Genomic DNA, 14,698 nt, shown 5'->3' with positions numbered 1-14,698 from the left:
CAAGTGGTACTTTTCTATTCTTCTTCGCTATTTTCTTCTATAGTCTTTATAAATGCTTTAATATCTTCGACTACATCTCCCTTTGCAAATTTTATTGCTTGGTTTATAGCATTTTTTACAGCTTTTGCATCAGAACTTCCATGAGCTTTTATAACTCCTCCATTAACACCTAAAAGAGGCGCTCCTCCATATTCTGAGTAATCCATCATAGTTTTTAATTTTCTCAAATCATCTTTTAACAGCATTGCTCCTAATTTACCTTTTGTACTAGCTAGGAAAGTTTCCTTTAAAAGGCCTAATATTGACATCGCAATACCTTCTGCTGATTTTAATAAAATATTTCCTGTAAATCCATCACACACAACTATATCTGTATATGAGTTTATTAATTCTCTTGCTTCTATATTTCCAATGAAGTTTAAATTTAATTTTTTAAGTTCTTCATATGATTTCTTTGCTAAGTCATTTCCCTTGCCCTCTTCTATTCCTACATTCGCAAGAGCAACTCTAGGGTTTTCAATTCCTAATACTTTGCTTGCATAAATATTACTCATACCTGCAAATTCAACTAAGTTTATTGGCTTACAATCTGCATTAGCTCCTCCATCTGCAATAAGTGTCATTCCACCTTTTACATTTGGTATAGCTGGGCATAAACAAGGTCTGTCTATTCCTTTTATTCTACCTACCACAAATAAACCACCTGCTAATAATGCTCCTGTATTTCCTGCTGATACTATTGCATCTGCTTTATTTTCTTTTACCATTCTTAAAGCTACAACCATTGACGAATCTTTTTTAGATCTTATTGCTTTAACTGGTTTATCTTCATTCTCTATAATTTCAGTAGTATGAACTATTTCTAATTTACTTTTGTCAAATTCATGTTTTGCAAATTCATTTTCTAATATTTCTTTATCTCCAGTGATTATTATATCTACACCATATTCTTTTATAGCGTTAACTACACCTTCTACATTAGACTTTGGTGCATTATCTCCGCCCATTCCATCAATTACAATTTTCATATTATTCTCCTCCTAAACTAACTCTTCAAATATAAATTTTCCTCTGAAAATTTGCTCTTGCGCTTTATTGTTAACAACAACTTTTACATAATGTTTTTTATCTATGTTTTTATAAATCTCAGCTTTCGCTATGAGCCTATCTTTTTGTTGTATATGTTTTAGCGTTTTTATATTAGCAAATCTCATTATTACCTTAGGCGCATCTAAAATCGCCATAGCTAATGAATTAGCCATTGAAAATATATATTCATCCTTAAGAGTTCCAGTTTTGGAGTAGATCATGTCTTCGGTAATATCCAACATGGATATGCCTAATTGACCTACAGATAAGTCAATTATCTCTCCTGTTATCTCTTTTATACCTAAAGTTTTAACTTTAGATGTTTCAGTTTCAGCTATTTGCTTAACTCTCTCCCTAAGTTCTGGGATATTTAATGCAAGTCTATCAAGTCTTATGGTTTGTATACTTACATCAAAGATGCTTGCTAATTCTTCATCTGTATAAAAAGGATCGTCTTTTAGCATTCCAACAAGTTCTTCTTGTCTTTGTGCTTTGCTCTTCTTTTTCATATTACCTCCAAGTTTTTATAGTTGGAATTAGTACCAACTACTAATAGTAGTATATAATATTAATTATAAATAATCAACCACTTATTTATTTTTTATTTATAATTTTTGCGTACACTTAAATATTATCACAATTTTTTTCATATTTAAGCAAAAAAAAACATGTAGAGTATTCTACATGTTTTTTAGAAGTATTACTTAGAAACAACTTCTTTACCTTTATAATATCCACAATCTGGACATACTCTATGTGGTAACTTTGGCTCATGACATTGTGGGCAACTTACGAATCCAGTTGCTACCATCTTTGAGTTAGCTGCTCTTCTCATTTTTGTATTTGATTTAGATGTTTTACGCTTTGGTACTGCCATTTACGCCACCTCCTTAGTCATTTTTAAACATTTCTTTTAATTTAGCAAAACGGGGATCTATTATCTCCTCGTCGTTCGCAGTTTCATCACAAGAACAAACTTTTTTATTTAAGTTTGTCCCACAAGTAGGGCATAGGCCTTTACAATCTTCATCACAAAGAACTCTTTGAGGCAGATTAAAATCTAATGTTTGTTCTATTAAATCTATGAAATCAACTTCATCGTTTTTATAAGTATAAACATCAAACTCTTCTACTTCATTTTCATCCACTTCTTGCTTAACTAAAAATCCTTGAATAGGATAACTTAATTTTACTTCTACTTCACTTAAACATCTAGCGCAATTATCAACTATATTAAATTCAACATTGCAATCTAAAAATAAACCCTTATTAGTTTTACTTATTGTTCCGTTTAAATTAAGTGGAGAAGTTAATTTATAAGTATTATCACAATAATTAATACTATCAATTTTTTCGCAAAAATTCAAGTGTAAATTATCAGTTTCTTTTCTTATAATCTTATCTAAACTAATCTTCATTAAGTTCACCTCAATTTATTGCCAAATTTATTATACAAATATAAGCTTTGTTTGTCAAGTATTTTTACTTGATAGTTAATTTATTTCTTGGCAAAAATTAAGGTAGGTTTTAACCTACCTTAATTATATTATATCCAATTGCAATTATTTTACTAATGCAACAGTATCTCTTGCTATCATTAACTCTTCGTTAGTTGGAACTAATAATATCTTAACTTTTGAATCTGCAGTAGATATTACTGTTTCTTTTCCTCTAACTTTGTTAGCTTCTTTATCTAAGTTCATTCCTAAGAATTCCATGTTAGAAGCTATAGATTCTCTTATCTCTATACCATTTTCACCAACACCAGCAGTAAATACTACAGCATCTACACCGTTCATCTCTGCAACGTAAGCTCCTATGTATTTTTGAACTCTTTGAACATAAGCATCTAATGCAACTTGAGCTTTTTCATCTCCCTTTGCAGCAGCTCCTTCTATATCTCTGAAGTCACTTGATATACCAGTCATTCCGTATACCCCAGATTGTTTGTTCATTAAGTCAGATAAACCTTTAGCGTCTAATCCTTCTTTTTCCATTAAGAATGGTAATATAGCAGCATCTATATCTCCACATCTAGTTCCCATTATTAATCCTTCTAATGGAGTGAATCCCATTGAAGTATCTACACATTTACCACCATCAACAGCAGCTACAGAAGCTCCGTTTCCTAAGTGACAAGTTATTATTTTTAAGTCTTCTACGTTCTTTCCTAACATTTCTGCAGCTCTTTGAGATACATACTTGTGAGAAGTTCCGTGGAATCCGTATCTTCTTACTCCATACTTAGTGTATAATTCATGAGGTAATCCATATAAGTATGACTTCTTAGGCATAGTTTGATGGAATGCAGTATCGAATACTCCAACCATTGGTACTCCTGGAAGTATAGCTTCACAAGCTTCTATTCCCATTATGTTAGCTGGGTTATGAAGTGGTGCTAATTCAACACACTCTTCTAATGCTTTCATAACTTCATCATTTATCTTAACTGAACTAGCAAATTTCTCTCCACCGTGTACAACTCTGTGTCCTACAGCTTCAACTTCGCTTATATCCTTAACTCCACCGAATTTAGGATCAACTACACCTTCTAATACTAATTTTATAGCATCTTGGTGATTTTTCATTGGTTGCTCTACTACAAGCTTACCTTCTACTCCATCTTTTTCTTGCTTTAATATAGAACCTTCGATTCCTATTCTCTCAACTAATCCTATACATAAAACTTCTTCATTTGACATATCTATTAATTGATATTTTAATGAAGAACTACCACAGTTTAATACTAATACTTTCATTAGTATACCTCCTTAAATCTTTAACAATAATATGTAATTATTTTTAATTAACAATTTTAAAAATCGATATCATTACTTGTATACATTAAACAAATTTATCACTATTTACTATACCATTTTTTTTCATAAAAGTACATAGTTTATGATATTTTTTAAGTTATTTATATTTAACTCAAGAATTATTGTTCTCAATTTTGTTTAATATTATAATAGGATATAACTTATTTTTATAAAAAGCAAACAATAAATAATTCTATATATAAACAATAAATCCTTTGTTTTTGTATATATTTAATATAAAAGGAGGTTTTTATGAACATTTTAGGTCTTATAGTCGAGTATAATCCATTTCATAATGGTCACTTATATCATTTAAAACAATCTTTAGAAAAAACAAATGCTACTCATAGTATAGCTGTGATGAGCGGTAATTTTTTACAAAGAGGAGAACCTGCTCTATTTGATAAATATAAAAGAGCTGAAATTGCAGTTTCAAACGGAGTAGATTTAGTCGTAGAGCTTCCTACTCTTTTCGCGTGCCAAAGTGCAGAATTCTTTGCTCATGGTGCTATAACTCTACTAAACTCATTAAATTGTATAGATTCTATATGTTTTGGTAGCGAAGAAGGTAATATAGATTTGCTAACTGAGATATCAAAAGTATTAGTTTCTGAACCTGAGGATTTTAAATTACTTTTAAAGAAAAACCTAGATGAAGGAATTTTATTTGCTACAGCGAGAAGCAAAGCTTTGTGTGATTATTTGATTACAAATAATGTTATAAATAATATAGATAAACAAAATTTAAATACAATATTAAATTCTTCTAATAATATCCTAGGAATGGAGTACATAAAAAGTTTATTGAGACATGAAAGCAACATAAAGCCTTTTACAATAACTAGAGTACAAGCATCTTATAATTCTGAAGATATTAGTAGTGAAATTTGTTCTGCTACTGCAATTAGAAAATCACTTAAAGATTCAAAAAACATAAATGACATATACTCAGTTGTTCCCGAAAAAACTTTCAATCTAATATCTGATTCTATGAATACAGGATTTAATCCTATGTTTGATGAAGTTTATTTTGATACTATAAGAGAATTAGTTATACGAGATTTTGATATATTAAGCAGCTATTTCGATGTTAATGAAGGTATAGAAAATAAAATATACAAATCAATTTTCACATGTAATAACTTATACGAACTTCAACAAAGCGTTAAATCAAAAAGATACACATTAACTAAAATAAAAAGAATATTGAATAATATATTACTTGGAATATCAAAAAAAGATATGGCGTTAGTAAAAGATATAAACGAAATGCCTTATGTTAGGATTTTAGCCTTTAACGATAAAGGTAGAGAGATAATAAAACAAATAAAATTAAACTCTAATATAAAAATTATAAATAAATTTTCAGATATAAATTTTGCTGAAAATGAAACTTTCAAAACACTAATCAAATATGATATAAAAGCTACAAATATGTATAATGTCCCTTATTATAAAAATAATAAATCTTTACTTAAAGGCCCTATGGATTATTATATATCACCTAAATACATAAAGTAACTGATAAAAACCTGCCTTTCTTAGGTAGGTTTTTATCAGTTTCAAAGTTAATTTTTTACCATATGAAATGCTTCAAGCGTTTGACTCCTCAAAGCCAATGAATTTTATCATAGTTCATAATTACTTTTAATATACTTATTAAAGAGTATAGCAAAGTAGGTGATATTTTGAAGAAAATAAAATTTTTAAAGTTTTTAACTCCATCTTTAATCGTTATGCTACTTATAATAGGTATAATTTTATTTCCTAAAGATTCTATTTTGGCAGCTAAAAATGGATTTTCAATATGGGTAGACACCTTGATACCATCCTTATTACCATTTATAATAGCTGCTAATTTAATAGTTAGACTTAAATTTGTAGATGTTTTAGGATTAATAATCAATCCAGTTACAAAAAAACTTTTTAATGTGTCTGGCAAAAGTTCTTTAGTTTTCGCTATATCTACAGTATCAGGATATCCAGTTGGAGCAAAGCTTGCTTCTGAACTTAGACAAAACAATGAAATTTCTAAATTTGAAGCTCAAAGGCTAGTTTCCTTTTGTTCTACATCTGGTCCACTTTTTATAGTCGGTGCAGTTTCCATTGGAATGTTTAATAACCCTTCATTAGGCTATTTAATGTTACTTTGCCATTACTTAGGATCTTTAACTGTTGGAATATTATTCAAAAATTATGGCAAAGAAAGTGTAAGTAATGATAACTTCAATTTTAAATTTGAAGTAAAAAAAATTATGGAATTTAGAAAAAAAGAAAATAAAGGATTTTTCGTTTTATTTGGAGATGCTGTTTTTAGTGGGGTAAATACAATACTTATGGTTGGCGGATTCGTCATAGTATTTTCAGTTGTATTTAAAGTTTTATCTATATTTAAGTTTATAAATTTGATTTCTTACATAATTTACATTCCATTATCTATATTTGGATTTTCTCTTGATTTATGTTCTTCTTTTATAAGTGGTTTATTTGAAATAACGATTGGATGTAATCAAATATCTAGCGTATCTAATATACCTGAAATAATACGAGCTTCATTATGTAGCTTCATAATAGCATTTAGTGGTCTTTCTATATTGGCTCAATGTTGTAGTTTTTTAGCTCAAACAGATATAAATACAGGTACATATATAATTTCTAAATTTTTACACGGAGTATTCGCAGCTGTTTTCACTTTTGCATTTTATCCATTAATAAATTCTAGTAATTTATTTATAAAACTATCTACTACATCTAATGTGTTTTATAATAGCTCAATTTGGAGCTTATACATAAATAACTATCATATAATTTTACCTTTACTAGTAATAATTTATTTTATTTCTTCTTTTATAATTTTTAAAAAAATAAAAAATAGCTGACTCAATCGCATTTTGAGTCAGCTATTTTTTATTCACTTAGTTCACTTCTATTTGTTGATATTTCATCCATTATACTTTGAAGATTATATTGTAATCCCTCTAAAACATCATCTGCATATCTTATAGACCCTATTTTAATTTCTTTAGCCATATATTCTGCTTTCTCCACTATAGATTTAGCTTTTTCTTCGGCTTCAACTACTAAACCATCTGAATCTATGTATGATTTTATTATTTCTTCGGAATTTTTTTTCATATCTTCACTTTCTTTATTTGCTTTTTCAATTATTTGGATAGCTTCTTTTTTTGCTTGTTCTATCAAAATTTCTGCATCTTGGTTCGCATTATTAAGTATTTTTTGTCTTTCTTTGTTTATCCATACAGCTTGTTTAACTTCTTCTGGAAGTATAACTTTTATGTCTGATATAATACTTAAAACTTCTTCTTTGTCTATTCCTGATTTATGCGAAAAGGGAATTGAACTTGCATTATTTATAGCACTTTCTAACTCCTCTAATAGTTCCATTATTTCTAAATCTATATTCATGTTATTTCCCCCTATTAGTTTTTCTTTTTAATTCTTCTAAAATCACCTTAGGCACTAAATTCTCTATATTTGCATCAAAATTTAACACTTCTTTTATAAGAGATGAACTTATGTATGAATACTTAGTAGTCGTAGGTAATATTACAGTCTCTATATTTGGATTTAATTCTTTATTCATATGAGCCATTTGAAGTTCATACTCTACATCCGCTCCATTTCTTATACCTCTTACTAGAGTCTGGATACCATTTTTTTCACAATAGTTGACTAAAAGCCCATCAAAACTAACTATTTTTATATTAGAAATATGGTTTGTGCATTCTTTTATTAACTTGACTCTTTCTTCAAATGTAAATAGTCCCTTTTTATTCGGATTATAAAGTACCCCTATTTGTAGTTCATCGAATAATTTAGAAGCTCTTTCTATTATGTCTAAGTGCCCATTTGTTATAGGGTCAAAGCTTCCTGCAAATATAGCTTTTCTAACTGTATTTTCCATTATTAATCCTCCATACTATAAAATGTAAGCGTAGTGTTTCCATATTTTTTATTTCTGTTTTTAACTAGGTTCCCAACATTCTCTGGAAATTCTTGTTTTGTATCATGTTCAACAACTATAATACCATCTTCTTTTAGTATGTTTGACTTATCAATTCTCTCTAATGCATCTTGGAACATATCTTTGTAATATGGAGGGTCCATAAATATAACATCAAACTTGTACGAATTATTTTTAACTCTTTCAATTGCCGACTTAAAATCAACATTCATGACTTCACTGTTTTCTTCTACCCTAGCTTTTTTTATATTACTTTTTACTATATCAATACTACTTCTATTTAAATCTACAAATACACATTTGTTAGCACCTCTTGATAAACACTCTATACCTAGAGATCCTGTACCTGCAAATAAATCTAAAATATCTCCATCCATTATGTATGGGTTAATTATATTAAATAAAGATTCTTTAACTCTATCAGTAGTTGGTCTAACATCTTCACTTTTAGGTGTATTTAATTTTAGTCCTCTGGCTTTTCCTGAAATTACTCTCAATATAATTTCTCCTTCCATTTTATTTTATCACAAATTATTTCCTAATTTAATGATATTTCTTCCAATCTATTTTCAAATTTCTTCAATATTTCTTTTTTTATTTTTTCATTTTCATAATTATTAAGTTTTGGATCTTCACTTATTATATATCTAGCCTCTTGTTGAGCTATTTTCAATATTTTCATATGCTTAAATATATTAGCCACCTTTAGCTCTGGTAACCCATGTTGTCTTGTTCCAAAGAACTCACCTGGCCCCCTAATCTCAAGGTCTTTTTCTGAGATTTTAAATCCATCTGTTGTTTCTTCCATAATGGACATTCTTTGAGAGCACACTTCTGATTTCGATGAATAAATCAATATACAATAAGATTTATGACTTCCTCTACCAACCCTACCTCTTAACTGATGTAGTTGAGCTAATCCAAATCGTTCTGCATTTTCAATTATCATAAGGGTTGCATTAGGTACATTTACTCCAACTTCAATAACAGTTGTAGATACTAGTATATCTAATTCTTTGTTCTTAAACTTTTTCATTGTTTCATCTTTTTCACTAGGTTTCATTTTACCATGCAAAAGACCTAATCTCAAGTCACTAAAAAATTCACTCTTTAGCTCCTCTACTAAATCTACAGCAGCCTTAGCCTCTATAGCTTCACTTTCTTCTACCAAAGGGCATACTATATAAACTTGTCTACCCTTTTGAACTTCAGACCTTACTAAACTATTATACGCTTTTTCCCTCTTATCCTTATACACAGCTAAAGTTTCAATAGGTTGTCTTCCTGGTGGAAGTTCATCAATTATAGATATATCTAAATCTCCATACAAAATTAAAGCTAAGGTTCTAGGAATTGGAGTAGCTGTCATAACCAAAATATCAGGATTGTATCCCTTTTCTGAAAGTTTATTTCTTTGTCTAACTCCAAATCTATGTTGTTCGTCGGTTATTACTATGCCTAAATTGTTAAACTCCACCTTATCTTCTATAAGCGCATGAGTTCCAATTAAAATATCAATTTCATTATCTTTTACTCTTTGTAATACACTCTCTTTTTGTTTTTTCGTTAAACTACCTACCAGCAATCCTACATTAATTCCAAACGGTGATAGCGTTTCATTTAAAGATATAAAGTGTTGTTCTGCTAATATCTCAGTAGGTGCCATTAAAGCCCCTTGATAGCCATTTAAAACACAATTTGCCAATGCTAAAAGTGCTACTACTGTTTTACCACTTCCTACATCTCCTTGAACCAATCTATTCATTACTTTCTCACAGTTCATGTCATCAATAATTTCATTTAATGCTCGATTTTGTGCATTTGTAAGTTTAAATGGTAAAGAGTTTAATATTTTAACAAGGTTTTGCTCTTTTTCAAACTTAACACCAGATTTTTCAGTAACACCATTTTTGAATAGAAATAGACCTAGCTGAAGCATTAAAAATTCTTCAAATACTAACCTGTATAGTGCTACTTTTAAACTTTCTTTGTTAGTCGGCGAATGTATATTTTTAACTGCAAAATCAATACTGCAAAGTTTATACTTTTGTATAATTTTATTTGGAAGGTATTCTTTAATATAAATTTGTTCATTACTAAAAACAGTTTTTACTATGTTTATAAGCTCTTTATTTGTTAATCCATAGGTCAGCGGATATATAGGCATTATTCCACATGTGCTTTTAGGATTGTTGCTCATTTGTTCAACTTCACAAGAACTCATCTCAATTCCATAAGAAGTTTTCTTAACTTTTCCAAATACAAATACAGTATCTCCTTTTTTCAAAGTAGAACTTATATACTCTTGGTTAAAAAATACTAATCTAGCGAACCCCGTTTCATCCCTTACGCCTACCTTAGTTATCACTAGACCCTTTCTAACATTAGACGTCTCTATACTACTTACAATAGCTCTTATAGTTACTTTTTCTTCATCTTTTAGTTCAAATATTTTTCTTAGATTATTTCTATCTTCATATTGTCTTGGAAAATAAAAAAGCAAGTCAGATACAGTAAATATACCTAATTTACTTAGTTTATTAGCACGTTTTGGACCAATTCCTTTTACATATTTAATTTCTTTATTTAAATTATTCATATTTATCACCCTAAAAAAAATCCTGTATAATTTAACTTACCTAATAGTAAGATTATACAGGATTTCTGAAATATTATTCAACAGATATTAAATAATAGTATATTGGCTGCCCGCCATAATAAAGTTCTATATCTATATCTTCGTATTTTTCTTCTAATATCGATTTAAACTCGTTAGCTTCTTCTTCAGTTACTTCTTCTCCATAGAATAAAGTTATAATTGCGCTGTCTTCGTCTACTAATTTTTCTATTAATCCTAAAGTTATATCTTCTTTCTTTTCTCCTGCCGATAATAGCTTTCCTTCACCTATTCCTATGAAGTTTCCTTCTTTTACTTCTATATCATTCATAACAGTATCTCTAACTGCATAAGTAACTTGCCCTGATTTTACCATTGATAAAGCTTCTACCATTGTAGCTTCATTTTCTTCTACACTTGCATCAGCATTAAAACTTACAAGAGATGTAAATCCTTGTGGTACGTTTTTACTTGGTATAACTATTATGTTTTTGTCACTTAATGCTTTAGCTTGGTTTGCAGCCATTATTATATTACTATTGTTTGGTAGTATTATAATATTTTCTGCATTTATAGACTCTATAGCTTTCATGAAATCCTCTGTACTAGGATTCATTGTTTGCCCACCTTCTATTATGTAGTCAACTCCAAAGTCTTTAAATATATCTGCTAATCCACTACCCATTGATGTAGCTATAAATCCATATTCCTTAGCAGGTTCTTCTGATACTGCTGTTTGATTTTCAACTAAAATATTTTCATGCTGAACTTTCATATTCTCTATTTTTATAGTAACTAATTGTCCATATTTTAAAGCCTCTTGAAGTACTGATCCAGGTTCATTAGTATGAACATGAACTTTTATTAATCCTTCATCTCCAACTACTGCTAAACTGTCTCCATAATCTAACATTATATCTCTTATTTTATCATAAGTTACTTTATTGCTTTCTAATATAAATTCTGTACAATAAGCAAATTTTATATCATCAGTGTTTATCTCACCTTGCATAGCTTCCACTGAAGAAGAACTTGATGATCCTGGCCCATTAGCAGCAATCACATTACCTTTTAATGCCTCATACATACCTTCATATATAAGTACTAGTCCTTTACCACCTGAATCAACAACTCCAGCGTCTTTTAAGTTTTTAAGTAAATCTGGAGTTCTTTCTAAAGACTCATTAGCTTCTTTTATAACCAATTCTAAAAATTTCAGTATATCTTGCTCTTTCTTAGCAGCTTTTATAGCATACTCTCCACTTTCTCTAACTACAGTTAATATAGTTCCTTCTATTGGTTTTATAACAGCCTTATAAGCCGTGTCTGATCCATTTTTAAATGCTTGAGCTAAATCCATAGAACTTAGTTTTTCTTTTCCTTCTATAGATTTTGTGAATCCTCTTATTATTTGAGATAATATAACACCTGAGTTACCTCTAGCTCCCATTAAAGATCCTTTTGCTAAAGATTTACCTATATTAGTTATATCATCTTCACTAACTTTTGATAATTCTTTCATAGCATAAGATATCGTAAGAGACATATTTGTCCCTGTGTCTCCATCTGGAACTGGGAACACGTTCAGTTTATCTACATAATCTTTACTGTTTTGAAGATTATTTGCACCAGAGACAAACATGTCTCTTAAATTTTTCCCATCAATATATTGAATCATATTTTTCCTCCTAAATTACTTAACTCGTATACCTTGAACATTAACATCTATTTTACTTACTTTTAACGCAGTTATTTTCTCAATTGTATATTTTACTTTATCTATTATGTTATTTGCAACAGTTGATATATTTGTTCCATATTGCATTATTACGTAAAGTTCTATAGCTATAGTTCCATCTTCTAGTTCTTGTACGCTAACACCTTTAGTAGCATTTTCTCCTTTTAATAATTCAACTATGCCTTTTGTCTTATATGCCAGTCCTACTAATCCATAACTTTCCATCGCAGATTGATATACTATTTGTGCTATAACATGCTTGTCTATTTCTATTGTTCCAAATTCGTTGTTTATTTTAGCGCTCATGGTTTGACCCCCTAAAATTATTTTTAATTTTATTTTTAACTTTAATATTTACTTTATATAGAATTATATATATAATTTTATATGATAACAAGAATTTCTTCAATATGTGTAAGACAAATATATATTTCTATTGCATTTTTTAGAGATTTATGTTAATATAAACTGTGTTTTCAGTGTTATAGTTATCATTTAAGGAGGTGTACGTAAAATGGCAAAGGTATGTAACGTATGTGGTAAAGGTAAAGTTTCAGGAAACCAAGTGAGCCACTCAAATAAACATAGCAGAAGAACTTGGTCTGCTAACTTAAGAAACGTTAGAGCGATAATAGATGGTACTCCAAAGAGAATAAAAGTTTGTACTAGATGTTTACGTTCTGGAAAAGTTGAAAGAGCTTAGTTTTAGTAAAAAAAGCCTACACGCAGTAGGCTTTTATTTTTTTGTCTCAAGACTATTTTTTTCTCATAAAAAAAACTATTATCTTAGATAAAAATTTTGGACATTTAACAGTTATTACCTTCATTCCAATATCCCCCTTAAAAATAATATTTATTTTACATAAATAACATTACTCCACACCCTATAAGGACAATAGCTAGCAGTATCATCCACATCCAATTTGGAAGTATCAACGCTAAAATTACAGTTAATCCCGTTGCTAAGCATAAAATTCCAAGTAAATTTCTGTATTGATTCCTCAAACTATTCCCTCCTATAAATAACTTCCTACAATATCATATTCATGATTTCTTTTCTTTAATACAAATTACTAAAAATAGACCAAGCTATACGATATTTTATTAAAAACATAGAGCCAGCATAGCTTAAACTATACTGGCTCTATGTTTTTAACTATCAACAAAGTTCCTTTCCCGACAGTTATTCTACATTTATCACTTTCCATTACATTTGATATACCTATCGGGTCTCCATATTCTATAGTTGCATCTTTAAGTGGGTATTCAAGCCCTTCAAGAGTTATGCCTGACGAATCTCCATTAACAGGTAAAACCGATATCGTGTCTCCTTTTTTCCCGAATATATCGATATATTCACTTTCTATCATATGTAAATCTTCTTTATTGTTTTTTATTACAGGATTTAGTCCTAATTTTTTGATATAGTACATAAGGTTTATATTAGCGACAGTATGGTCTATACGCCCTCCTAATGCCCCTAAAAGGTCTATATCAACAATGCCTAACCCTTTAGCTAAATGTATACACAATTGTGTATCTGTTTCATTTTTTCTTTCAGGGAATTTTTTAAAATTTACACCTTTTTCTTTAAAGTAGTTTTTAACTTTTAATTCCAAAGAATCTAAATCTCCAAGTATATAATCTGGAACTACTTTTATTTTGTATAAAAAATTAGCTCCTCCATCTGCACAGATTATATAGTCGTAATTTTCTTTATCAATCGTCTTTTTTAAAAAGTTTAAATCTTCTATTTTACCGTTTAATAAAATACATGCTTTCATAATATCCTCTTACTTAGATGCATTTAGTCTGAATTCTTTAACAGTAGCTTCTATATCATCACTATTAAATATAGCTGAACCTGCTACTATAACATTAGCTCCTGCTTTTACAACTTCGCTCACGTTTGAAGGTTTTATTCCTCCATCAACTTGTATATCTACATCTAATCCTTTTTCATCTATTAATGCTTTTAACTCTTTTATTTTATCTATCATTGTTCCTATAAATGATTGTCCCCCAAACCCTGGATTAACTGTCATTATAAGCACCATGTCTATATCATTTAGTATATATTTAATATTTTCTATAGGAGTTGCTGGGTTTAATGCAACACCAGCTTTAACATTAAATGATTTAATATTTTGTATAGTTCTATGTAAATGAGTACAAGCCTCTTCATGAACTACTATCATATCACATCCAGCATCTACAAAATCCTTTATGTAGTTATCTGGATTTTCTATCATTAAATGAGCATCAAATACCATATTTACATCTTTTCTTAATGATTTAACAATAGCTGGCCCTAAAGTTATATTTGGAACAAAATGTCCATCCATAACATCTATATGTAAATATTCACAACCTGCTCTTTCCACTTTCTTAACATCCTCTAATAACCTTGCAAAATCTGCTGATAAAATCGATGGTGCCATCTTTATCAT

The 14,698-nt window shown here is 29.2% G+C and carries 17 protein-coding genes; 3 read left to right on the top strand and 14 right to left on the bottom strand.

Translation table 11 applies throughout. The annotated features are described in order from the left end of the window. Window positions 1–14: 14 nt before the first annotated feature. From plsX to RWY47_RS04100, 5 genes are all read right to left on the bottom strand, one after another. Window positions 15–1,028, bottom strand: a complete 1,014-nt coding sequence (gene plsX, locus RWY47_RS04120) for a phosphate acyltransferase PlsX (RefSeq protein ID WP_224170656.1) — start codon at window positions 1,026–1,028, stop codon at window positions 15–17. Window positions 1,029–1,040: 12 nt separating this feature from the next. Then, window positions 1,041–1,598, bottom strand: a complete 558-nt coding sequence (fapR, locus tag RWY47_RS04115; protein WP_021430034.1) for a transcription factor FapR — start codon at window positions 1,596–1,598, stop codon at window positions 1,041–1,043. A gap of 191 nt (window positions 1,599–1,789) precedes the next feature. Continuing rightward, a complete protein-coding gene (rpmF, locus tag RWY47_RS04110; RefSeq protein WP_021430121.1) occupies window positions 1,790–1,966 on the bottom strand; it encodes a 50S ribosomal protein L32 in 177 nt (58 codons plus the stop codon). Window positions 1,967–1,979: 13 nt separating this feature from the next. After that, the gene (locus tag RWY47_RS04105) at window positions 1,980–2,507 is read right to left on the bottom strand and encodes a YceD family protein (RefSeq protein ID WP_021429977.1); all 528 of its coding nucleotides are present in this window, start codon (window positions 2,505–2,507) and stop codon (window positions 1,980–1,982) included. 144 nt (window positions 2,508–2,651) lie between these two features. Continuing rightward, window positions 2,652–3,848 (bottom strand): acetate/propionate family kinase, encoded by a 1,197-nt coding sequence (locus tag RWY47_RS04100; RefSeq protein ID WP_021430090.1) that lies wholly within the window; start codon window positions 3,846–3,848, stop codon window positions 2,652–2,654. A 312-nt stretch (window positions 3,849–4,160) separates the two neighbouring features. On the opposite strand from RWY47_RS04100, the gene RWY47_RS04095 reads away from it, so the two are divergent. Together RWY47_RS04095 and RWY47_RS04090 are read left to right on the top strand one after the other, a co-directional pair. After that, window positions 4,161–5,429 carry a nucleotidyltransferase gene (locus RWY47_RS04095; RefSeq protein ID WP_224170655.1) on the top strand — a complete coding sequence of 423 codons (1,269 nt, stop codon included), beginning with the start codon at window positions 4,161–4,163 and terminating at the stop codon, window positions 5,427–5,429. A gap of 167 nt (window positions 5,430–5,596) precedes the next feature. Then, entirely contained in the window at window positions 5,597–6,787 is a 1,191-nt protein-coding gene (locus RWY47_RS04090) for a nucleoside recognition domain-containing protein (protein WP_021430042.1), read from the top strand. A gap of 28 nt (window positions 6,788–6,815) precedes the next feature. On the opposite strand, the gene RWY47_RS04085 is transcribed toward RWY47_RS04090, so the two are convergent. The 6 genes from RWY47_RS04085 to RWY47_RS04060 all read right to left on the bottom strand — a co-directional run bounded on the left by RWY47_RS04085 (window position 6,816) and on the right by RWY47_RS04060 (window position 12,554). Then, entirely contained in the window at window positions 6,816–7,334 is a 519-nt protein-coding gene (locus tag RWY47_RS04085) for a hypothetical protein (protein ID WP_021430105.1), read from the bottom strand. A gap of 1 nt (window position 7,335) precedes the next feature. After that, window positions 7,336–7,833, bottom strand: a complete 498-nt coding sequence (gene coaD, locus RWY47_RS04080; RefSeq protein ID WP_021433837.1) for a pantetheine-phosphate adenylyltransferase — start codon at window positions 7,831–7,833, stop codon at window positions 7,336–7,338. Window positions 7,834–7,835: 2 nt separating this feature from the next. Beyond that, on the bottom strand, window positions 7,836–8,390 hold the full coding sequence (gene rsmD / locus RWY47_RS04075; protein ID WP_021430067.1) for a 16S rRNA (guanine(966)-N(2))-methyltransferase RsmD: 555 nt from the start codon (window positions 8,388–8,390) through the stop codon (window positions 7,836–7,838). 41 nt (window positions 8,391–8,431) lie between these two features. Further along, complete coding sequence (recG, locus tag RWY47_RS04070) at window positions 8,432–10,492, bottom strand: ATP-dependent DNA helicase RecG (RefSeq protein ID WP_142729813.1); 2,061 nt, start codon at window positions 10,490–10,492, stop codon at window positions 8,432–8,434. 73 nt (window positions 10,493–10,565) lie between these two features. Then, window positions 10,566–12,188, bottom strand: a complete 1,623-nt coding sequence (locus tag RWY47_RS04065) for a DAK2 domain-containing protein (RefSeq protein WP_021433839.1) — start codon at window positions 12,186–12,188, stop codon at window positions 10,566–10,568. A gap of 15 nt (window positions 12,189–12,203) precedes the next feature. After that, complete coding sequence (locus tag RWY47_RS04060) at window positions 12,204–12,554, bottom strand: Asp23/Gls24 family envelope stress response protein (protein WP_021429975.1); 351 nt, start codon at window positions 12,552–12,554, stop codon at window positions 12,204–12,206. 208 nt (window positions 12,555–12,762) lie between these two features. Here RWY47_RS04060 and rpmB point away from each other — a divergent pair, with 208 nt between their 5' ends. Next, a complete protein-coding gene (gene rpmB, locus RWY47_RS04055; protein WP_021122933.1) occupies window positions 12,763–12,951 on the top strand; it encodes a 50S ribosomal protein L28 in 189 nt (62 codons plus the stop codon). Between the two features lie 155 nt (window positions 12,952–13,106). Here rpmB and RWY47_RS04050 read toward each other — a convergent pair whose 3' ends face one another. The 3 genes from RWY47_RS04050 to rpe form a co-directional block, all read right to left on the bottom strand. Then, on the bottom strand, window positions 13,107–13,253 hold the full coding sequence (locus tag RWY47_RS04050) for a hypothetical protein (RefSeq protein WP_021430102.1): 147 nt from the start codon (window positions 13,251–13,253) through the stop codon (window positions 13,107–13,109). A 128-nt stretch (window positions 13,254–13,381) separates the two neighbouring features. After that, on the bottom strand, window positions 13,382–14,032 hold the full coding sequence (locus RWY47_RS04045) for a thiamine diphosphokinase (protein WP_224170854.1): 651 nt from the start codon (window positions 14,030–14,032) through the stop codon (window positions 13,382–13,384). A gap of 9 nt (window positions 14,033–14,041) precedes the next feature. After that, window positions 14,042–14,698 (bottom strand): ribulose-phosphate 3-epimerase, encoded by a 657-nt coding sequence (rpe, locus tag RWY47_RS04040; protein WP_021430069.1) that lies wholly within the window; start codon window positions 14,696–14,698, stop codon window positions 14,042–14,044.

Origin of the sequence: Paraclostridium sp. MRS3W1 (assembly GCF_032465715.1) — a bacterium.
GTDB lineage: Bacteria > Bacillota > Clostridia > Peptostreptococcales > Peptostreptococcaceae > Paraclostridium > Paraclostridium dentum.
The sequence above is the reverse complement of the archived record's forward strand: the minus strand, read 5'-3'. Positions and strand labels throughout refer to the sequence as shown.

What these genes read in the sequence shown, in the direction of transcription:
- plsX (WP_224170656.1), bottom strand. Translation starts at nt 1,028, where the DNA reads ATGAAAATTGTAATTGATGGAATGGGCGGAGATAATGCACCAAAGTCT.
- fapR (WP_021430034.1), bottom strand. Translation starts at nt 1,598, where the DNA reads ATGAAAAAGAAGAGCAAAGCACAAAGACAAGAAGAACTTGTTGGAATG.
- rpmF (WP_021430121.1), bottom strand. Translation starts at nt 1,966, where the DNA reads ATGGCAGTACCAAAGCGTAAAACATCTAAATCAAATACAAAAATGAGA.
- RWY47_RS04105 (WP_021429977.1), bottom strand. Translation starts at nt 2,507, where the DNA reads ATGAAGATTAGTTTAGATAAGATTATAAGAAAAGAAACTGATAATTTA.
- RWY47_RS04100 (WP_021430090.1), bottom strand. Translation starts at nt 3,848, where the DNA reads ATGAAAGTATTAGTATTAAACTGTGGTAGTTCTTCATTAAAATATCAA.
- RWY47_RS04095 (WP_224170655.1), top strand. Translation starts at nt 4,161, where the DNA reads ATGAACATTTTAGGTCTTATAGTCGAGTATAATCCATTTCATAATGGT.
- RWY47_RS04085 (WP_021430105.1), bottom strand. Translation starts at nt 7,334, where the DNA reads ATGAATATAGATTTAGAAATAATGGAACTATTAGAGGAGTTAGAAAGT.
- coaD (WP_021433837.1), bottom strand. Translation starts at nt 7,833, where the DNA reads ATGGAAAATACAGTTAGAAAAGCTATATTTGCAGGAAGCTTTGACCCT.
- recG (WP_142729813.1), bottom strand. Translation starts at nt 10,492, where the DNA reads ATGAATAATTTAAATAAAGAAATTAAATATGTAAAAGGAATTGGTCCA.
- RWY47_RS04065 (WP_021433839.1), bottom strand. Translation starts at nt 12,188, where the DNA reads ATGATTCAATATATTGATGGGAAAAATTTAAGAGACATGTTTGTCTCT.
- RWY47_RS04060 (WP_021429975.1), bottom strand. Translation starts at nt 12,554, where the DNA reads ATGAGCGCTAAAATAAACAACGAATTTGGAACAATAGAAATAGACAAG.
- rpmB (WP_021122933.1), top strand. Translation starts at nt 12,763, where the DNA reads ATGGCAAAGGTATGTAACGTATGTGGTAAAGGTAAAGTTTCAGGAAAC.
- RWY47_RS04045 (WP_224170854.1), bottom strand. Translation starts at nt 14,032, where the DNA reads ATGAAAGCATGTATTTTATTAAACGGTAAAATAGAAGATTTAAACTTT.
- rpe (WP_021430069.1), bottom strand. Translation starts at nt 14,698, where the DNA reads ATGATAAAGATGGCACCATCGATTTTATCAGCAGATTTTGCAAGGTTA.